The organism is Janthinobacterium sp. NKUCC08_JDC, assembly GCF_019345575.1.
GTDB lineage: Bacteria > Pseudomonadota > Gammaproteobacteria > Burkholderiales > Burkholderiaceae_D > Janthinobacterium > Janthinobacterium aestuarii.
Map to the genome: position 1 here is coordinate 166,562 of NZ_JAHKQW010000001.1, position 20,255 is coordinate 186,816.

Genomic DNA, 20,255 nt, shown 5'->3' on the forward strand with positions numbered 1-20,255 from the left:
CTCAATCCTTTCCCGGTGGTGTGTCTTGCAGTTCGCCCATCACTTCGCCATTGAAGCCATAGACCTTGCGCTCGCCCGCCAGCGCCACCAGTTCCACCGTGCGCTGCTGGCCCGGCTCGAAGCGCACGGCCGTGCCGGCCGTGATGTTCAGGCGCATGCCGTAGGCGCGCCAGCGCTCGAAAGCCAGCGCCGGGTTGACTTCAAAAAAGTGGAAGTGCGAGCCGACCTGTATCGGCCGGTCGCCCCGGTTGGCCACCACCACGGTGGCCGTGGCGCGCCCGGCATTCAAGCTGATTTCGCCTTCTTCCAATTGGTATTCGCCTGGGGTCATGAGGGGCTCCTTCTCAAAAAACTACGGTATCGGGTGGTGCACGGTCACCAGCTTGCTGCCATCGGGGAAGGTCGCTTCCACCTGGATGTCGGGGATCATCTCGGCGATGCCGTCCATGACGTCGGCGCGCGAGAGGATCTTGGTACCGTCCGACATCAGCTGCGCCACCGACTTGCCATCGCGCGCGCCTTCCATGATGGCGGCGCTGATCAGTGCCACCGCTTCCGGATAATTCAATTTCAAGCCGCGCGCCAGGCGCCGTTCAGCCAGCAGCGCGGCCGTAAAAATGAGCAGCTTGTCTTTTTCGCGGGGAGTCAGGTCCATGGTTTTCCTTGTTCTTTCCTGATTAAGTGTTCCAGATGCGGGGTACGACGGCATCGCGTCCCAGCATGGCGGGGCGCAGCAGCTGCCAGGCGGCCAGCATGACGCGGCGCGCCGCCTCGCTGTCGCCGCACAGCAGGCGCACCACCACCAGCGATTTCATGTGCGTGGCGCCAAACGCGGCGCCGGCCGGCACGGCGATCCCGCGCACGGCCGCCAGCACGGCGGCAGGAACGGGGGCGCCGACGGCGATCAGGGTGGCGCACACAGTGTGGCCCGCCAAGCCCAGTGGGCTGGCCATCAGCGCGCCGCCGCCAGCCAGCACACCCTGTTCCCACCACAGCAGCTTGCCGCCACGGCGAATCTGCACCTGCTGGCTGATGCTGCCCGTATTGAAAACTTCGCCCGAGGCGCTGCGGCCCAGGCAGACGATGTCGCAGCCGATGTAGCGGGCTTCCGGCGCCAGTTCCACTTCGTGGCGCAGGCGCACGCACGCCTGGTCGAAGAAAATGCTTTCCTGTGGCAGCCACTCGATGGCCGCGCCGCTACCGGCGCGCAGCACGATGTGCTGGCCCGAGACATGGCCATTGGCGCGGTACCATTTGGCCGCGCCCGGCGACGTGAGCAAGGCGTGCGCGCCCTCGCCCACCGTGGCGTCGACTGCCAGCTGGTCGCCGCCCACGACGCCGCCGGGCGGATGGATGATGATGGCGTGGCAGACGGCGCCGCCTTCCGGGTACAGGGGCTTTTGCACGCGAAGGGGGCCGCTATGCGTGCGCTCGACGAGGCGGCTGACGCCATCGTGCAAGGCAAAGCCCAGGCGCAGCTGCGCCTGCCAGGCGCTGTGCGCGCTGGCTGGTAAAGGCGTGACTGGTCGGGTGCTGTCTGGCATGCGGGGCAATCGCGTAAATAAGCGATTACCTAAGCAGGATATGTGCCAGCGTCAGGGGAAGGAAAAGTGAGAATCGTGCACCGCGCTGCGGCGGGCGCACCGGCATGGTGCATCTGCCGCACCGCGGCGCTCAGGCCACGGCCACTGTTACGGCCAGGGTGCGCCGTTCGCGCAGCAAGGCCGTGAAGGCTTCCGCGGCCAGGGGGCGGCTGAAAAAATAGCCCTGCATTTCATCGCAGCCGTGTTCCGTCAGGAAGTCGACCTGTTCGCGCGTTTCCACGCCTTCGGCGATGACGCGCATGTCGAGGTTGTGCGCCAGCGAGATGACGGAACGGGCGATAGCCGCGTCGCTGCTGCTGGTGGTGACGTCGTCGACGAAGGATTTGTCGATCTTCAGCACGTCGATGGGAAAGCGTTTCAGGTAGCCGAGGCTGGAATAGCCGGTGCCGAAATCGTCGAGCGAAATGCCCACGCCGATATCCTTCAGGCGCGTGAGGGCCGCCACGGCCTTGTCCGGGTCGCCCATCACCGTGCTTTCCGTGATCTCGATGCCGAGGCAGGCGGGCGCGATACCGTATTTGCGCAAGGCCGCCTCGACGAACGGCACCGTGCGGTCCTGTGCGAACTGTTTGCCGGACAGGTTGACGGCCACCTTGATGCTGCCCAGGCCAGCGTCGTGCCAGGCGCGGATTTGCGCACACACGCTTTCGAGCACCCATTCGCCGATGGCCGTGATCGAGCCGTATTCCTCTGCCAGTGCGATGAACAGGCCGGGCGGCACCTTGCCCAGCACCGGGTTATCCCAGCGCAGCAGGGCTTCCGCGCCCAGCAAGGCACCCGTGCGCAAGCACATCTGCGGCTGGTAGTGCACTTCGAATTCATCGCGGCAGATGGCGCCGCGCAGCTGCTGCTGCATCGCCAGGCGGGCGCGGATATCGCTGCCCATGCGCTCCGTGAAGAAGGCGTAATGGTCGCGCCCCATTTCCTTGGCGCGCACCAGGGCCGTGTCGGCGTGGCGCAGCACGTCATCGAGGCTGTCGCCGTCGGCCGGACACATGGCGATGCCGATGCTGGTCGTCAGCGCCAGGCGTTCGCCATCGACGCTGAGTTCTTCGCGCAAGCCGGCCAGGATCGTTTGCGCCAGCCCCAGGGTACGCCCCAGCAGGGCATCGTCCTGCAGCAGGATCTGGAATTCGTCGCCGCCCTGGCGCACCACCGTGTCGCCTTCGCGCACGCAGCCGGACAGGAAACGCGCCACCACTTGCAGCGCCTTGTCGCCGACGGCCTGGCCGTGCGAATCGTTGATATTCTTGAAACGGTCCAGGTCGAGGCACATCAGCACCACCTGCTGGCTGTCGCGCACGGCGTTCGCACGCGCCTGCTCGAAGCGCTCGCGCAGCAGCACGCGGTTCGGCAAACCGGTCAGCGCATCGTGGTAGGAAAGGAAATCGATCAGATGCTGCTCGGCCTTGCGTTCGCTGATGTCGAGGAATACGCCGATATAGTTGACGACGGCGCCATCGGGTCCGTGCACGGTGGAGACGCTGAGCAGGCAGGGATAGGTATCGCCGCTCTTGCGCCGCGTTTGCACCTCGCCCGACCAGCAGCCGCTGCTGCGCAAGCCCTGGCGCAGGGCCAGCAGCACCGCTTCGCCCGTGTATTCGGCGTGCAGGCGCATGATGTCCGTACCCACCACTTCCTGCGCCGCGTAGCCGGTGATGCGCGTAAAGGCGGGATTGGCCGTGACGATGACGCCGGCCGCATCGGTGATCAAGATGGCGTCCTGGGTCGCTTCGAAGACCTGGCCCGACAGGCGCAGCAATTCTTCATTCGCGCGGCGGATCTGCACTTCGCGCGCCAGTGTGCTGGCCACTTGCTCCAGTTCGGCCGTGCGTTCGGCCACCCGCCGTTCCAGGTTGGCGCGCTCCTGCGCCAGTTGCAGCTGCGCCCGCGCCAGGCGCACGTGGGCGTCGGTGCGGGCGAGGATTTCCTCGGCCTGGAAGGGTTTAGCGATGAAATCGACGGCGCCCAGCGCAAAGCCGCGCACCTTGTCGTCCGTATCGTACTGGGCCGACAGGAAGATCACCGGCACCTGGCACAGGGACGGTATCTCCTTCAGGCGGCGGCACACTTCAAAGCCGTCGAGGCCGGGCATGCGCACGTCGAGCAGGATCAGCTCAGGCGGGCGCGCCTGAGCCGTCCACAGAGCCAGCTCACCGTTCGGCGCCTGGCGCACGGCATAGCCGGCGCCGCCCAGCAAATCGCTCAACAGCTTCAGCGAAGCCGGCGTATCTTCAACGATCAGTACTTCGCCCTTCGAGTTCACTTCCGAAAAATCGCGGTGCATGTAGCAGTTCTCTCAGCTTTGGATGAGGCGCGGCGGTCGGTTGCCACGCTGGACAAGACATTTCTTTGCGATGAACTACGTACTATCATCATAATCTTTATTGCAATTTAGCACCATCCATCGACGGTACTTAGTCGTTCTTTTCAGCGAATCCGATGTTGTCAGCCCACACTTTCAAGCGTGCGCCAGCACGCCTTCATTCTCCAGCAAGTCGCACAGCTGGCGGTACTGATGCTGGTCAAGCATGGCCTGCAGCGGCGCCAGCAAGGGCGCCGCCGCCGCGGGCAGGGCCGCCAGCAGCTGCGCCACCCTGGCCAGGTTCAATTCGCGCAGCGCCACCAGCAAGGCGGCGCGCTCTTCCCCGGTCAACAGCAGCAAATCTTGCGCCCGCAGTGCCGGCCGCGCCTCGGGCGCCGGCGACACCGGCTGCGGCAAGGGCACCTGCAGCGGCGCCTCGGCCGCCTGCGCGGGAATGCTGAAGCTGAAGACGGCGCCCTGCCCCGGCGTCGATTCCACCGTCAGTTCGCCTTTCATCAGCTGCACGAATTCGCGCGAGATGGCCAGGCCCAGGCCCGTGCCATCTTTCGGTCCCGCGCTGTCGGCCTGCACGAAGGGCTCGAAAATGCGCTGCTGGTCTTCCGGGGCGATGCCGATACCCGTGTCGCTGACGGCGAACGACAGCATCCATTGATCGCCATCGCGCCGCTCGCCGCGCACGCGCAGGGTGACTTCGCCGCCGCCGGCAAACTTGACGGCGTTCGACATCAGGTTCAGCAGCACCTGGCGCAAGCGCGTCGCGTCGAGCAGCACGGCCTCCGGCAGGCCCGCGCAATCGAGGCGCAAAGCCAGCCCCTGCTGCTCGGCGCGCATGCCCAGCATGTCCATCACTTCCTGCAACAGGGGCGCCAGCGCCACCACGGCCGTCTGCGCCTGCAGGCGCCCCGCCTCGCCCTTCGACAGTTCTAGGATTTCATTGATCAGGGTGAGCAAATGATTGCCGGAGCGGTGGATGATGGCCAGGTTGCGCTTTTCATCGTCGTGCATATTGGGCGAGGCGGCCATCAGGCGCGAAAAGCCGATCACGGAATTCAAGGGCGTGCGAAGTTCATGGCTCATGTTCGCCAGGAAGGTGCTCTTGGCGCGGTTCGCCGCCTGCGCCTGGCTGACGGCCACCGACAGGGCGCTCGTGCGCTCGGCCACCAGTTCTTCCAGGTGATGGCGGTGGCGCAGCAGTTCCAGTTCGGCCTCGCGGTGCGCCGTGATGTCGTAGTTCGACCCCACCAGGCGCATGGGCTGGCCCTGCCCGTCACGGAAGATCACGGCGTCGACCTTGATGTAGCGGATGGCGCCATCGGGCCACAGGATGCGGTATTCGTGCGTGAACGCCTGGCCGGCGCCCAGCGCGGCGCGCAGGGCCTCCTTGGCGGCCGGCACGTCGTCGGGCATCAACGCCGCGCGCCAGATCGCCGCCGGCGCCGTGCCGCTGTCCGCATCTGCCCTGAACTGCGCGTACATCTGCTCGTCCCACTGCAAGGCGCCGTTGATCACGTTCCAGTCCCAGATGCCGATGCTGGCCGCGCCGGTGGCCATCTGCACGCGTTCCTCGCTGCGCTGCAAGGCGCGGTAGCGGCTGTCGAGCAGCGCCACCATGTCGCGGATGGAACGGTACAGCGTGCGCAGCTCGCCCAGGAACCACGCTTTCGGCGGCGTGCCGAACGCTTCACCCTGCCCCGCCTGGATGCCGGCCGCATACTGGCCGATCGCCTTCAGGGGCTTGAGCATCAAACACCACATGAGCAGCCAGATGCTGGCCACGAGGATCACGTCGAGCGCCACGATCATGGCGCCGATGCCCAGCGCGCGCTGCCGCAGCTGCGCGTGCAGCAAAGCAGGCGTCGCATACACGGCAACGCTGCCGATGACTTGCCCGCCCATCGTCACGGGACGCCGCTGCACCAGCCAGTCCGGCTCCGCGGACAGCGAGGAAAAGCTGCCGATGGCGCCGTCCGCGGTGCGGCGCAGGACCAGCGCTTCCTTGCCGATGCCCGGCGTCAGCGAGCTGGCCACCAGGTCGCGCTTGCCCAGCATGCTGCGCATGATGGCCTGCATCTGCTTTTCATCGAGATTCCACAAGGGCAGTTCGATGGCCACGGCCAGCTGGTCCGCGCTGACGGACAGGCTGCGCTGCAGCTGCTGCCAGCGCTGCTCGCGTTCGGACTGGTAAAACAGCACGGCAAACACCAGCAGCAGCGCGGTGACGACAAAGGTCAGCGCCACGCTGACGGCCAGCACGATGGACACGCCGCCCAGGCGCGCGCCCTTGGATGGGTGAAGCGTCATGCGTCTTCGCCCTGCGGCTCGCTGGCCAGCTGCGCCAGCAAGGCGCACAGTGGCTGGTATTGATGCTGTTCCAGCATGGCGGCGATGTGCGCGGCCAGCTGCGGCAGGCCGGTCGCCACGCCGGCCAGCACGATGGCACTGCGCCGCAAATCGAGGGCTTGCACGGATGCGAGCAGCGCCTGGCGTTCGTCCGCGCCCAGCTGGCCCAGCGACTGCTGCAGGTCAAATGGCGCGACCGGCACGCGTGGCGGCACGGCGCCGGTGCGCTGGAAGCGCACGCCCAGCTGCTGCTCCAGCATGGCGAACAGGTGTTCCTGCTCGATCGGCTTGCGCAGGAAGCCGTCGGCGCCAGCCGCCAGCGCTTCCTGCTTTTCTTCCTCGAAGGCGGAGGCGGTCATAATCACCAGGCGCGGCTGCACCAGCGCTGGCTGCGCGCCCAGCCAGCGCGTCAGCGCCAGGCCATCCATGTCAGGCATGCGCCAGTCGCTGAGCACGATGTCGTAGCGCTGCGCCGCCAGCATGGCTTGCGCCTGCACGCCGCCCGCCGCTTCCTGCAGCTGGAAGCCCAGCGGCTCCAGCAAGCCGGTCAGCAGCTTGCGGCAGTTGTCGTCATCGTCGACCAGCAGCACCGTGCGCCCGCGCTGGGCCGCCGGCAAGCGCGCCACGCGGCCCGGCGCCAGCGGCGCGACGGCCGGGCACTGTACGCGGGGTGCGCGCAAGTCGAAATGGAACATGGAGCCGGCCCCCAGGGTCGATTCGACGCGCAACTCGCCGCCCATCAGGCGCACGAATTCGCGCGAAATGGTCAGCCCCAGTCCCGTGCCGGCCTGCGCCACGGCGCTGTCGGCCTGCACGAACGGTTCAAAGATGCGCTCCAGGTCTTCTTCCGCGATGCCGCTGCCCGTATCGCGCACGGCAAAGGCCAGCGCCACTTGCCCATCGTCCTCCGCCTGGCAGGCCAGCGACAGGGTCACGCTGCCCTGCTTGATGAACTTGAGCGCGTTCGACAGCAAATTGAGCAGCACCTGGCGCAGCTTGGCGCCATCGAGGCGCACCAGCGGCGGCACGCCAGCACGTTCGAGCCGCAGCGCGATGCCCTGGTCGCTCGAACGCATGCGCACCATCTCGAGCACTTCGTCGAGCAAGCCATTCAAATCCACGGGCCCCGCCTGCAGCTGCATGCGGCCCGCCTCGATTTTCGACAATTCCAGGATGTCGTTGATCAAGGTGAGCAAATGGTGGCCGGCGCGGTTGATAATGGCCAGGTTATGCTTTTCTTCCTCGAACATGCTGCTCGAATCGGCCATCATCTGCGAAAAGCCGATCACGGAATTCAAGGGCGTGCGCAACTCGTGGCTCATGTTGGCGAGGAAGACGCTTTTAGCGCGGTTCGCCGATTCGGCCTCGGTGACGGCCACCGACAGGGCGGCCGTACGCTGCTGCACCAGTTCCTCCAGGTGGTCGCGGTAGCCGAGCAGTTCCTGCTCGCTTTGCTTGCGCTCGGAAATGTCGACGATACCGCTGCGCACCAGGCGCCGCCCTTCCATCGGCAAGCGCACCAGCCGCACTTCGCAAGGGAAGATGCTGCCGTCGGCGCGCCGCACATTGCGCTCGACCAGGATGGGTTCACCGAGCATGGCGCGGCGCAGATGCTCTTCCATCATCAGTCCCAGCGGCAGACCATCGGGCTGCTCGCCCGTGTACAGGTCGAACGGCCCGCGCGCCAGCAGCGCTTCGCGCGACATGCCCAGCATGCGCTGCGCACTGCTGTTGGCGTCGATAAAACGGTCCAGGTCCAGGTCATACACGACGATGGCTTCGGGCGCATGCTCGACGAGGATGCGGAAGCGCTGCTCGCTTTCGCGCGCATCGCCCTCGGCGCGGCGCAAACGGCGGCGCTGCAGCAGCAAGGCGCTCAGCATGCACGCCATGGCGAGAAACACGGCGCCAGCCGACAGCACGGCCGCGCGGTGCTCGTGCCACAGCTGCGGCGGACGGTTGAAGAACAGGGTGTTCGGCGGCAGCCGGCTGATGTCGGCATCCCAGCGCTGCAGCTGCTCCCAGTCATACATGGGCACGGGACGGACCGGCGGCAGCAAGGCACCCGGTGCGGCTGGCGCCTTGCCGGCCAACACGGCCAGCGACATCCGCGCCACCTGCTGCGCGGCCCCTTCGATGTGCAGGATGGAGCCGCCGAGGATGCCCTTGCCCACGTTTGTGTTGTACATGCCGAAGGCGGGCACGTTCGCCAGCCGCGCCAGTTCCCCGGCAAACTGCACGGGCGTGGCGATGGCGCCGTCCACGTCGCGGTTGACATTGCCCGTCACCAGCAGCGTATCGGCGGGCAGGCGCGCCACCTTCGCGCGCATCTGCGCCAGGGTCAGGCCGTCGAGATACTCCATGAAAACGATACCCTGCCACGCCTGCGCCGCCTGCTGCATGCTGCGCTTCAAGGCCTGGTCGGCCTCGCTGGCACCGACGGCCATGACGATGGTTTTGGTTTCAGGGAACAGCGCCATCGCTTGCGCCAGGGTGCCGGGAAAATCGACGTTCGCCTTTTGCTGCCAGATGGCCAGCGGGCTGCCTACCGGCAAGGCCTTGCCCGAGGTGTTAATCGCCAGCACGGGCACGCCGCGCGCCAGCGGCGCCAGGTCCGACAGCAAAAAATCGAGCGCCGGCTGCTGCATGGCAACGATCAGGTCAGCCTTGCGCCCCATCATCTGGGTGTATCTTAAAAGCAACAAATCACGCATCTCGTTGCGCAGCGCCGGGTCGCCCTGGGTATTGAGGTTCAGGTGCTCGACCATGATGTCTTCGCTGGCCAGGCCCGCTGCGGCCATGGCGGCCACGTAAGTGCGCGTGTACGATTCCACGCCAGCGCGGCCGTAATCGTAGGCGTTGAGGACCAGCACGCGCTGCCCCTGGTGCGGCGGCGCGGCCGGCACGGCCGCAGGGGCCGCGGCAACACACAACGCCAGCAGCAATGCGCGGCCGCAGCGGCGCACCGCCGCCTTGCCCATCCCGCCGCCAGGCACATCACGCATCATTCGCCATGCCCATGCTCACTCTCGCTGTCACCATGTTTCACCATTGCGCTGACTGTTCAGCGACCGACACTTACAAAAACATGATAACGTCAACTGCCGGGGCAAGTCTATTGCTTAGGGCAATCTTTTGTCAAAACAACCATCGTTACGCGGCGGTACCGCTGATGCCGAACAATTCCAGCTTCAGCCCTTTTATGCCAGACGGCACATAAATCGCAATCGCCTGGGCCTTGATCATGCTGTCATAAATGCTGCCCTTGTTATCGATCGAAAAGTAATAGGTATTGGGCCGCACTGGCACTTCAGCAGGAACCTGGGCCATATGACGCAAGTCGGCACCCGGAAGTGCCCTGCCAAGCAATAGTTCGATATTGTCCGGAGACGATATTTTGAACTGCAACGGCACCGTGGCAACCAGTTCCAGCGCCGGCATATCGGCGTTGACCGCAAGGCAGAGTTCAGTCTGACGGTCAATCCGCTTGGCATCGAGCAAACCGTGATAGTGGGTGTTTTGTTGCGTGTCGTTGGACAGTGCAATCGGGAAGTAACGCGACAGGAGCACCGTATCGATCAAGTCGCGAATGATGCCATCGAGCTTGCCGAAACCGGGAGCCGCGTCATCGTGACAATACGCCGGCAAGTCGCTCAGCGTGTACTTTTTCGAGAACGTCATCAAGCCGCCGGCCAATGCCATCAATTTTTCAAACAAATACACGGGATGGTGGCGCCGGTAACTGGCGCAATGGCTGAGCGTGGCGCTGGCCGTGCTCAATGTATTGAGCATCCAGAATGAGGAAACATCCCCGCCATGAAATTCAACCGTATTGTTACCGGGTTGACGGTGGCGACTGTACAGCGCCTCGATTTTCGCGCCCATGCGGTCGATCAGCGAATCGAGCATTTTCTGCAGCGAAGACTCGGCGCAGATGGTCAGACCAGGTGGAATGAAGGAGGCATCGATTTCAAAGCTGCCATTGCCAGCGCGGTACAAACGGATCACCGGGATGGCAAGATAATCATGGAGCGGGTCCAGTTGCGACAGCAGATACACGCGCTTCTTCAGGTAAGCCACATCGATGCTGACTGCCTCGCTGTACAGATCCGGGGTTTCGATATCCGCCTGGACATAGCGCGCGCCGGCAGAACTCACATTGCCGCCGTGTGCCTGCAGCGTCGGCAACGCGGCGTAAAAAGTGAAACTATGTTCACTGGAAGGCAGCTTGGACAGGTCAACCGCACTGGGCAATACATCGCCAAGCGGCGCCTCAAAGAATTCTCCATCCTGAAAGACGAGCGACATGGCGTCCGCCCGCAGGCTATTGTTGGCCAGTGCATCCACATTCCAGCTGACGCCGTGCACACCCCATAGATGTGGATTGATGAGTGAAGCCAGACGCTGCAAGCGCGCTTCATGGTAGCGATCCAGCTGCTGGAATTGCTGGGGGCCGATGGCCAGCCCCTCGGACCACAGTAATTTGGATGGCAATGTCATGGCGTTCTCCATGTTGGCTGTTGGAATCATGCTGCCTTGCCAGTCTGATGTTGCCAGTTTGAAAGTCCTTGATGTTGCGCAGCAACCCTGTTCAATTATTGCGCAAACGCAATTTACCTTGGAGCAAACGCTCGGATACTGGCTATTCCGCCGCGAAGACACAGGAAAAGAGAGATGGAGGACTTGCTGCCGTATTTCGAACGCGAGCTGGTGATGCTAAGGCGGCATTGCCGTGAGTTCTCCGAGCGCTATCCGAGAATCGCCGGCAAATTGCACATGTCCGGCGAGTCTTGCGAGGATCCGCACGTCGAACACTTGATCGAATCGGTGGCCATGCTGGCGGCACGCATCTCGAAACGGCTCGATGACGACTACCCGCAATTTACCGAAGCCCTGTTCGAAGCCCTGTTTCCACATTATCTGCGCCCCTTCCCATCGTCCACCATCGTCCATCAGTCTGTCCCAGAGGCTGGAGCGGGTGTAATGCACCTGCCGGCCGGCAGTGAAATGGACGCAATGCCTGTGCGTGGCGTGCGCTGCCGCTTCAAGACGGTCTACGACATGACGACCGGAGCATCGGTACTGGAAAGCGCGGTTTTCGATGCGATGATCAAGCCGCCGCCAGGCGTACGCCTGCCAGCATCAGCCAGTTCCTCACTGAACATCGGCATCCGGCATCTCGACGCAGCGCCCGCGTCACTGCGCGTTTTCATCGATGGCGAAGCTTCTTTTTCCGCCGCCTTGCGCGATGCCCTGTTCATGCATGCAGTCTGCGCTTTTGTGTCCATCGACGCGGTGCAGTGGATGGCCTTGCCCGCCGTCCCCCTGGCGCCCGTCGGCTTCGCCGACACGGATGCCTTGATACCTTTCGGTGCCCGTTCGCAACCGGCCTACCGCATCCTGAGCGAGTATTTTGCATATCCGGAAAAATTCAATTTCTTCGACATCGATATCGCGGCGCTGAGCGCCACCCTGCCGCCTGGTTGCCAGCGCTTTACCCTGCATCTGTGCATGGCCGGTTTGCGACCCGATTCCGCTGCGGCGCGCATGTTGTCCAGTATTTCCAGCGACAACTTAAGGCTGGGCTGCAGTCCGGCGATCAACCTCTTCCGCCAGGAAGGCGTGCCGATCGCCATCACCCGGCAAAAAACCGACTATTCCGTGCTGGCCCATGCTACCCATGCCCATGGTTACGAAGTCGTCACTGTCGATGCCGTGCGTTTGCTGCGCCAACGGGGAGGCGAAAGCACGCTGACCGAATTTCGCCCGCTGTACAGCCTGCGCCATGGCGAGGGCGCGGCGCAACAAGGCCATTACTGGATCGTGCGCCACGACATGGCTTTGGCCATGAAAAGTCCTGGCCACGAAAAGAAAATCACGCTGGTCGATAGCGGCTTCAACCCCTTGATCAACGAAAAAGCCAGCTTGTCGCTGTCGCTGACATGCAGTAACCGCGACCTTCCGCTGTCGCTCAAATACGGCCAGCCGCAAGGAGACTTGCAACCGTGCTGCGGCGGACCTGCACTGCACATGCTGCGACGCCCCAGCCAGCCGCGATGCTTTTCACCTGGCGCGGGCCTGCACTGGCGGCTGATTTCGCACCTGACGCTGAATCATCACGCGCTGGTTCAGGAAGGCCTGCCGGCACTGCGTGAAATGCTGACACTGTATGACCTGTCTCAATCGGCAAGCTCGCAACGCCAGATCGGCGGCATCGTCGCGCTCGCGCACTCGCCGACCACGACATGGCTGCGGCACAAGCGCGGCACCTCGCTGGCGCATGGCGTGGAGATTCGCCTCACGCTGGACGAGGAAGCGTTCGTCGGCAGCGGCATGCACCTGTTTGTGCAGGTGATCGATCACTTTCTTGGGCTGTATGTGCAAATCAACAGTTTCATCGAACTGGTGGTGCTGTCACTGCAAAGCGGAGAGGAGCTGATCCGATGCAAACCAAGAAGCGGACTGCAGAATCTGGTGTAGTACAACACTTGCTGGCCGAACCATACCGCTACCAGTTCGTGCAGGCGGTGCGTATTCTGCTGTGCTGGCTACGCGAGCAGAACGTGTCCCATGCGCAAGCCTTTGGCCAGGTGTTGCGCTTCAAGAACAGCTTGTCGCTGAGTTTCCCCGCCAGTGAAATCGAACAGCTCTCGCTCGACGACAATGAACAACTGACCCTGACGCCGACGTTCATGCGTTTTCTGGGCGTCGGCGGCACCCTGCCCTTGCACCACTCGGAACGCATCGCCGCCTACCGCTTGTCGAGCAAAGATGCTGGCGTCTCGGCCTTCCTCGATATCTTTTCACACCGCATGCTCACGCTGTATTACCAGGCATGGGAAAAGTATCGGCTGGAATCCACGCTCCAGACCCAGGCAAGGGATGTACAACTGCCTTTGCTGACGGCACTGGCCGGCGTGCGGCGCGGTGCGCTGCCGTCGAGCGGCGAAGCTGATGCCGTGACGCAGGATGTCGCGGCCTGGTACGCGGGTCTGCTGCGCTGCCGCCCCGTCTCCGCGCAGGCGATTGGCCCCGTGCTGGCCGAGTACTGCGGCGTACCCGTAACCGTGCAGCAATTTGTCGGTGGCTGGGACTATCTGGAAAAGAACCGGCGCAGCCTGCTGGGCAGTGTCAACTTTACCCTGGCACGCGGCGCAACGCTTGGCCTGCGGCTTTGGCGTCAGGACATGCGCGTCTGCCTGCATATCGGCCCGCTGGATCCCGTCGGCCTGCAACGCTTCCTGCCGCGCAGTACAGGCGCGGCGGCACTGGCAAAGATGCTGGCGCTGTTTGGCGTACCAGACTTGCAATATGAAGTGCGGCTGATATTGAGTCCGCCATGCATTACTCCCCTGCTCCTGAGCTCCAACCCGTCAGAAAGACGGCTGCTTGGCTGGACGACGTTCTTGCAGACAACACCAGGCAAGGTACGCGGCGCCGAAGTGCGTTATCTGCTGCAACTGACCTGAGCAGCCCATCACTGGAAAGCGAGGCAAGCATGAAACATGCGGGACGCGGCGTCATCCGGCTCGGAGACGCAACCGATCACGGCGGCAAGGTCACCAGCGCATCATCGGGCAGCACCGTGATGGGAAAGACGGCGGCGCTGGCCGATGACAGCACCTTTTGCCCCAAGTGCAAGGGCAATTTCCCCATCACGCCCGATGGCGCCGGCGCAAAACACATGGGCAAGCCGTACGCCTATGACGGCGACGTCACCGCCTGTGGCGCCCACCTGATCACATCCCTGTAACGGAGGCAGGCCATGCATGCAAACATCCAGGCGGCACTGTCGGCCTTCGACCTCGCCGCGCAAGAACGGCGCCTGTTGAAGATCGACTTTCCCCATGAAGATGGGCCTGCCGGCGCCATCCTGCTGGTCAATTCGCTGACCGCCAGGGAGGAAGTGTCGCGTGACTTCCGTTTCGAGGCCGAATTACTGTCCGATGATGCGCATATTGCGCTCAAGGCCATGATGGGCCGCATGGCGACCATTTCCATGGTGCGCGACGATGGTACGCTGCGCTACTTTAACGGCTATGTGGGCGAGTTTTGCCTGCTGCGCGCCGATGGCGGCTTTGCGTGGTACCGGATGGTGCTGCAACCATGGCTGGCCTTCGCCAGGCTGCGCCAGGACAATGTGTCCTTTCATGGCCAAAGCGTAATGCAGCTGACCGAAACGACGTTTGCCCACTACGAGCAGCGCGACTGGAAAACCAGCATCCATGGCGACGATCCGCAGATCACCTGCGCCAACCAGCACAATGAAACCGACTACAACCACCTGCACCGGCGCTGGGAGGCGCTGGGCTGGCATTACTGGTACGAGCACCGCGCAGATGGCCATACGCTATGGCTCGCGGACAACACCACCCTGGCTGACATGATCGCCACGGCGGCCGGCGACGGCGCCATGCGTTTTCACTCAGAGTCGGGCTCCATGGAAGACGACGGCCTGCAACAGTGGCAAGCCGTGCGCCGGATCGGCTCCGGGCAACTGACCTTGGCCAGTTTCGACTATAAAAATCCGCAACCGCGCCTTGCCAGCGGCTACTCGCTGAATCGGCAGGGTGATGTATTTGCCCACGAACTATATGAAAACACGGGCGCCTATGGCTATAAGGATGTCGATGCCGGGGAAGCTCTGGCACAACGCCGCATGGAGGAAAGCGACCATTTGCGCCAGTATTTCGAGGCGGCAGGCAATCACCGTGGCGCGCAGCCCGGTCTTTGTTTCCGGCTCGATGGACATTTCAGCGCCGAGGAAAAGCGCTGCCAGCCTGGCGAGGAACGCCCGGACAGTATTGCCGAACGCGAGTACCTGATCCTGTCAGTCGAGCATAGCGCCAGCAATAATTATCAGGTCGGTCCGAACGCACCCTCCCACTATGTCAACAATATGCTGTGCGTGCGCCGGGACATCCGTTGGCGCCCGGGCCGCAGCTACAACAGCACGCCATGCACCGTTGCCGGTGTACGGACGGCGCTGGTCGTCGGACCGGCCGGGGAGGAAATCCATACCGATGCACTGGGGCGCATCCGCCTGCAATTTCACTGGGACCGCCTCGGTGAATTCGATGAGCGCAGCTCGCCATGGATACGGGTCATGATGCCGATGGCGGGACCGCAAATGGGACAAATCGCCTTGCCGCGCGTGGGCCAGGAAGTCGTCGTGCAATTCCAGGACGGCAATATCGACCATCCCATCGTCATCGGCGTGGTCTACAACAGCGCCAATCCGCCGCCGTGGCAGCTGCCGCAGCAACGCGCCCTGTCCGGCTTGCGCAGCCGCGAACTGGGCGCCCGCAGCGCCAACCATCTCGTGCTCGACGATACCAAGGGCGCGATTCAGGCGCAGCTGCGCAGCGAGCACCAGGATAGCCGTCTTTCATTGGGCAGCATCACCCGCATCGACGACAACGCCGGCCGCAAGGAAGCGCGCGGCGTCGGTTTTGAATTGGCCAGCAACGCCTGGGGCGCCCTGCGCGCAGCCAAAGGCATGCTGATCACCACCGAAACGCCGGCAGGCGCCGGCTCCGTCAAGCAGCTCGACGAAACGCAGGCCCGCCTTGCACAAGCACGCCAACTGCAGCAAGGCTTGGCCGGCATGGCCATCGACGCGGGTGCGCAAGACAGCGCAGCACAACAGGGCGCCGTCGCTGAATCCATCCAGCGGCAAAACGCCGCCATCAAGGGTGCCGGCGGCGATTTCCCGGAGCTGTCCGAACCGCATTTGCTGCTGACCAGTCCGGCCGGCATCGAGCTGAGCACGGCCCAGTCCATGCACCTGGCCGCCAGCGAGCATGTGGCGCTCACCAGCAGCAAGCATATTTCACTTGCCAGCGGTGACAGCATGTTTGCCAGCATCGCCAAGACCTTCAGCCTGTTCGTGCACAAGGCCGGCATGAAACTGATCGCCGCCAGCGGCAAAGTGTCCATCCAGGCCCACAGCGACGAGGTGGAAATCCTCGCCCAGAAAGTCCTGTCGCTGATCAGCGAAGCGGACTGGGTCAACATCAAGGGTAAGAAAGGCGTACGCCTGCACGGCGCCAACCACATGCTGGAAATCAGCGACAAGGTGCAGTTCTTCACCTCTTCCCCCGTGCTCTTCAACGGCAACCTGGAAACCTTGGCGCCGAAGAGCGTGTCGCAGGAATTTAATGAAAGGCCACACAGCAGTTTTGATCAGGAGGTCTTGCTAGTGAATGCCGACGATACGCCGGCCGTTGGCATTGCTTTTGAAATCCTGCGCGATGACGGCAACATGGCCGGCAAAAGCACGGAAGACGGTTCCACGCAATTACAAAAATCCACCGGCATGGATAGCTACATCATTCGCTATAAGGGAGAACTGCCATGAGCAAATGTGATGACTTGAATAACCGCGGCAATCATCCTGAGAAGTTTAGTCAAGGCGTGGGAGGCTGGGCGGAACTCGCCGTCTTGATGACGGAAACAAAAGATACCGCGCGACATGACGTCACCCTACCACCAGGCAAAGTAATTCCAGTCATTTTCTTACCAGGCGTGATGGGCAGCAATCTAAGGATGAGCAAGGTTCGCCAGGAAGAATTGCGCCGTCCAGACAATCGGGCCTGGCGGCCAGACGATATGATGGGCGCGGGAGGCAAGACCGCTGTACTCACAGGTAATGGCTTGGGTGGCTGGTTCAAAGATGCGTCGCCACGGCAGCGTCAATTGGTGTTTGACCCCACTGAAACAGAAGTCGAGTACTACCACTATACGGAGAGCAACAACCGCTTCGATCCGGATGGCGTGGAAACCAAGGCTGCAGATGCACGACATCAAAATGTTCCCGACAGCATTACCCCCATCCCACCCTTAATTGGATCCTACGGAATACCTCCAACAACGGGACCTTTGCAAGCTCAAGCACGCGCTCGCCAAAGTCCCGCGCAAATAGCACGCTGGCGCGGGTGGAGTGAGGTGCTTTTCGACGGTGCATACGGAACCATGTTGCGCACCACAGAACAGCATCTAAACAATATGATTTCCAACGGAGAAGCACATCCGTTCTGGCGCAGGACAAGTGGCCTTGGTGCCATGCTAATGCAAGACCCAACAACTTTTGGCGCGTCATCTGGCAAGGCCATTAATGTCAATGACTTAAAGAAAATTTCACCTTGTTGGTATCCAGTGCACGCAATGGGTTATAACTTTATCAATAGCAATGGCGTATCTGCCATCATCATTGCAGAGAGACTACGAGGCCTTGTCGACGGCTACAAAAAACGCGGATTCAAATGTAGTGAAGTCATTCTAGTCACACACAGCATGGGTGGTTTGCTGGCCAGGGCGTTGATACACCCCTGCTATGGAAATATGCTTGACGATAAGGATGTAAAAATTCTCGGAATTTATCACAACGTGATGCCAACCATTGGAGCCGCAGGGGCATATAAACGCATGCGTTTTGGTTTTCAGGAAAGGGAAGGCTCCATAGCCGAAATAGAGGCCCGCGTTCTAGGCATCGACGGTATGCATGCCACCGCCATTCTAGCAAATGCACCGGCGCCACTGGAAATGATGCCTGGTCCGGCATATGGCCAGAATTGGCTGAAAATCGTAGATGCACAGGATAAAATTTTATGGAGCTGGCCTCGCGATAAAACTACTGCATTGGAAAGCATTTACCTTCAGCCAGCCAGTGCATGGTGGCGACTAATCAATCCAAATTGGGTAAATCCGGCACGCATTCCGCACGATAAAGGTGGCGGCCTTGAAATGGTAATGCGTCGATTAAAATTAGCTACAGAATTTCTATCATCCATAGAAAAAACGTTTCATCCAAACACTTATGCAAGCTATTGTGCCTCGAGAAATTTTTTAAGTTATGGAGATGTCGTATTTAAATTAATTGAGGGCCTTCACAGTGGCTCTAATGATCCCTGGAATAAATTCGAGCCGCTACCAGAAAAATGGAAATTACTTGAAGATGATAGCAAGGGCCAACTCCTTGTCCAAGCTGGTGGAAAATTCTTGAAGTTAAAGCTACAGCCAGCTAATGCACGCGGAGATGGAACCGTACCATCAGATCGTTCTGCCCAACACATCACGGGTACATTATTCGTACACGGCACGACGGAAGCGACCAGCTATGAACACCAAAATAGTTACGCCGACCCGAATGTACTGGCATCCATGCTGTATTCCATCGTACAAATTGCAAAAAAAGCAAATTGGATTAAATCATGAATAATAAAACCAACAGTGGGAAATTTTCAATAATCGCACTTGTTATAATGACATTTATTTCAGCATGTTCACAAAAAAATACAAATAAGGAAAGCAATATGTCTGACAACTTAAAAATTAGCAAACGTCTTGACGTGCTCTTTATAAAAACAAAAATTGTATGTTTCGGACGTTATGCGATTAAAGTCCCACAAGAGGCAGAATTGATACATGGCAACACATCAGCCCCTTCAAGAATTGATATCATAAAAGGAGGAATCATCGCAAAAGATGAAAAAATAGCTGAGGATATAAGAAAAATAAAGACCAATGATTCATCCTCTGAAATTATATACAACGGAAAAGGCCCCTTAGAAAACAGCTGGCAATTCCACTACTTTGAAAATAAATTCTCCAAAGAAGATGGCGATGTTTTTTTCAGAACGTATGTCAACAAAGAAGATATTACATTTATCCTTAGCGGATCGATTCCAAAAGGTGGAACGATTACAAGTGCGACTGCTATACAGTTAGCACGGGCAAATAGTTTACGTCTGCGCGGAAAAAATGAAATCCCTGCAGAACCCGGCCATTGCTTAGGAGGTGGCTTCATGAGCGACAAAAATTATAATGATCAAGAGATGGCAGATGCCGGCTTATATTTTCCTAGTTTCCCGGATGTGACATTTTCCATTACTTCAAATAAGGACGCTTACGGCGACTATCCTCCTGCTGAATATGATGCAAAAGTACGTGGGGAATTATCATTACTTGCCCGCATCCAGCAGGCGAAAGATCAACAAGGCAAGAATTATCCTGCTCGCACGCTGCTACGCGAAGGCAAGCGTGACGTGCAGCACTGGCATGGTGAGGAATCGTTGATACGGCGTACCGATGGCGTGCATGATTTTGAATGGACACTGGTGGGTACGCCGCGCGATATCGCCTATCCATCGGTGCTGGAAGCATCCATGTACACCAAAGTCGCCCACAACATGGTCGGCGCAGCCGAAGCATCGTCGCTGACTGACGAGGAAGCGATTGCATTGTGGGACAAGCTGTTGTCCGGCCTAAAGTTCCGGGTGAAAGTGCCGGGTGCGCCGCCGGGTTCGTACTACATCGATCCGGACAAGCCAGCGCAGTGACAGCTGAATAAGCTCATGCTGGCGTGATGCAAGCCATTGCGCTAGCATGATCCTTTTGCCCCGGAAGCTTCCATGCCCATCACCCTGCGCCCCGCCCTGCCCCTTGATATCGACGCCCTGTGGGCCCTGCGCACGGTGGCCGTGCGCGTCAGTTGCGCGACGCATTATGCGCCGGAGCAAATTACTGTGTGGACGGCTTCGCTCGTGCCGCCAGCTTATGCGGCCATGCTGGCTGCCGGTGGCGGCATCGTGGCGATGCAGGGCGAGGCCATTGCCGGCTATGCCATGCTGGACGTAGATAGACACGAAGTCGATGCCGTGTTTGTCGATCCTTCGCGCGCGGGACTCGGTATCGGCAAGCGGCTGCTGGCGGCGCTGGAGCAACTGGCGCGCGAACGAGGCATTGCGCGCCTGCACCTGTCCGCGTCGCTGAACGCCGTGCCGTTTTACCAGGCCGCAGGATTTATCTCCTTGCGCGAGGAAGCATATGCGCATCCGAGCGGCATCAGCCTGGCCAGCGTGGCGATGGAAAAGCAGCTGGTGGTGGCCTGAACAGCCAGTCGTCTGGCGCAGCGGCTTCAGACTCGGCCAGGCATTGCCGCAGTTTCGCGATCAGGCAGATGGACGAGCCGTCGTACCAGGCGC

Annotated in this window: 14 protein-coding genes; 7 read left to right on the top strand and 7 right to left on the bottom strand. The window is 61.1% G+C overall.

Annotation, left to right across the window (positions count from 1 at the left end; all coding sequences use genetic code 11):
• Position 1 precedes the first annotated feature (1 nt).
• The 7 genes from KO538_RS00815 to tssK all read right to left on the bottom strand — a co-directional run bounded on the left by KO538_RS00815 (position 2) and on the right by tssK (position 10,770).
• Positions 2-331 carry an urease subunit beta gene (locus KO538_RS00815; protein ID WP_034751935.1) on the bottom strand — a complete coding sequence of 110 codons (330 nt, stop codon included), beginning with the start codon at positions 329-331 and terminating at the stop codon, positions 2-4.
• Positions 332-352: 21 nt separating this feature from the next.
• Positions 353-655 carry an urease subunit gamma gene (locus tag KO538_RS00820; protein ID WP_034751936.1) on the bottom strand — a complete coding sequence of 101 codons (303 nt, stop codon included), beginning with the start codon at positions 653-655 and terminating at the stop codon, positions 353-355.
• A gap of 22 nt (positions 656-677) precedes the next feature.
• Complete coding sequence (locus KO538_RS00825) at positions 678-1,544, bottom strand: urease accessory protein UreD (protein WP_219327227.1); 867 nt, start codon at positions 1,542-1,544, stop codon at positions 678-680.
• A gap of 130 nt (positions 1,545-1,674) precedes the next feature.
• A complete protein-coding gene (locus KO538_RS00830; protein ID WP_128142686.1) occupies positions 1,675-3,891 on the bottom strand; it encodes a GGDEF domain-containing response regulator in 2,217 nt (738 codons plus the stop codon).
• Between the two features lie 174 nt (positions 3,892-4,065).
• Complete coding sequence (locus tag KO538_RS00835; RefSeq protein WP_219327228.1) at positions 4,066-6,231, bottom strand: HAMP domain-containing sensor histidine kinase; 2,166 nt, start codon at positions 6,229-6,231, stop codon at positions 4,066-4,068.
• A complete protein-coding gene (locus KO538_RS00840) occupies positions 6,228-9,278 on the bottom strand; it encodes a PAS domain-containing hybrid sensor histidine kinase/response regulator (protein WP_219327229.1) in 3,051 nt (1,016 codons plus the stop codon). The genes KO538_RS00835 and KO538_RS00840 overlap by 4 nt, the downstream gene beginning before the upstream one ends.
• A gap of 145 nt (positions 9,279-9,423) precedes the next feature.
• Entirely contained in the window at positions 9,424-10,770 is a 1,347-nt protein-coding gene (gene tssK / locus KO538_RS00845; protein WP_219327230.1) for a type VI secretion system baseplate subunit TssK, read from the bottom strand.
• Between the two features lie 174 nt (positions 10,771-10,944).
• Here tssK and tssF point away from each other — a divergent pair, with 174 nt between their 5' ends.
• The 7 genes from tssF (at position 10,945) to KO538_RS00880 (ending at position 20,162) form a co-directional block, all read left to right on the top strand.
• On the top strand, positions 10,945-12,750 hold the full coding sequence (gene tssF / locus KO538_RS00850) for a type VI secretion system baseplate subunit TssF (RefSeq protein ID WP_219327231.1): 1,806 nt from the start codon (positions 10,945-10,947) through the stop codon (positions 12,748-12,750).
• A complete protein-coding gene (tssG, locus tag KO538_RS00855) occupies positions 12,714-13,739 on the top strand; it encodes a type VI secretion system baseplate subunit TssG (RefSeq protein WP_219327232.1) in 1,026 nt (341 codons plus the stop codon). Before tssF ends, tssG begins: the two co-directional genes overlap by 37 nt.
• A gap of 29 nt (positions 13,740-13,768) precedes the next feature.
• Positions 13,769-14,023, top strand: coding sequence for a PAAR domain-containing protein (locus tag KO538_RS00860; RefSeq protein WP_034751942.1), 255 nt, complete (start codon positions 13,769-13,771; stop codon positions 14,021-14,023).
• Between the two features lie 12 nt (positions 14,024-14,035).
• Positions 14,036-16,630, top strand: coding sequence for a type VI secretion system Vgr family protein (locus tag KO538_RS00865; RefSeq protein WP_219327233.1), 2,595 nt, complete (start codon positions 14,036-14,038; stop codon positions 16,628-16,630).
• On the top strand, positions 16,627-18,486 hold the full coding sequence (locus KO538_RS00870; RefSeq protein ID WP_219327234.1) for a triacylglycerol lipase: 1,860 nt from the start codon (positions 16,627-16,629) through the stop codon (positions 18,484-18,486). The genes KO538_RS00865 and KO538_RS00870 overlap by 4 nt, the downstream gene beginning before the upstream one ends.
• Entirely contained in the window at positions 18,483-19,610 is a 1,128-nt protein-coding gene (locus KO538_RS00875) for a T6SS immunity protein Tli4 family protein (protein WP_257620110.1), read from the top strand. The genes KO538_RS00870 and KO538_RS00875 overlap by 4 nt, the downstream gene beginning before the upstream one ends.
• A 72-nt stretch (positions 19,611-19,682) precedes the next feature.
• Entirely contained in the window at positions 19,683-20,162 is a 480-nt protein-coding gene (locus KO538_RS00880; RefSeq protein ID WP_219327235.1) for a GNAT family N-acetyltransferase, read from the top strand.
• The last annotated feature ends 93 nt before the right edge of the window (positions 20,163-20,255 follow it).

Coding starts and splice junctions, on each gene's coding strand:
- tssF (WP_219327231.1), top strand. CDS start 10,945: ATGGAGGACTTGCTGCCGTATTTCGAACGCGAGCTGGTGATGCTAAGG.
- KO538_RS00815 (WP_034751935.1), bottom strand. CDS start 331: ATGACCCCAGGCGAATACCAATTGGAAGAAGGCGAAATCAGCTTGAAT.
- KO538_RS00870 (WP_219327234.1), top strand. CDS start 16,627: ATGAGCAAATGTGATGACTTGAATAACCGCGGCAATCATCCTGAGAAG.
- KO538_RS00830 (WP_128142686.1), bottom strand. CDS start 3,891: ATGCACCGCGATTTTTCGGAAGTGAACTCGAAGGGCGAAGTACTGATC.
- KO538_RS00865 (WP_219327233.1), top strand. CDS start 14,036: ATGCATGCAAACATCCAGGCGGCACTGTCGGCCTTCGACCTCGCCGCG.
- KO538_RS00860 (WP_034751942.1), top strand. CDS start 13,769: ATGAAACATGCGGGACGCGGCGTCATCCGGCTCGGAGACGCAACCGAT.
- KO538_RS00840 (WP_219327229.1), bottom strand. CDS start 9,278: ATGATGCGTGATGTGCCTGGCGGCGGGATGGGCAAGGCGGCGGTGCGC.
- KO538_RS00835 (WP_219327228.1), bottom strand. CDS start 6,231: ATGACGCTTCACCCATCCAAGGGCGCGCGCCTGGGCGGCGTGTCCATC.
- tssK (WP_219327230.1), bottom strand. CDS start 10,770: ATGACATTGCCATCCAAATTACTGTGGTCCGAGGGGCTGGCCATCGGC.
- KO538_RS00875 (WP_257620110.1), top strand. CDS start 18,483: ATGAATAATAAAACCAACAGTGGGAAATTTTCAATAATCGCACTTGTT.
- KO538_RS00880 (WP_219327235.1), top strand. CDS start 19,683: ATGCCCATCACCCTGCGCCCCGCCCTGCCCCTTGATATCGACGCCCTG.
- tssG (WP_219327232.1), top strand. CDS start 12,714: ATGCAAACCAAGAAGCGGACTGCAGAATCTGGTGTAGTACAACACTTG.
- KO538_RS00820 (WP_034751936.1), bottom strand. CDS start 655: ATGGACCTGACTCCCCGCGAAAAAGACAAGCTGCTCATTTTTACGGCC.
- KO538_RS00825 (WP_219327227.1), bottom strand. CDS start 1,544: ATGCCAGACAGCACCCGACCAGTCACGCCTTTACCAGCCAGCGCGCAC.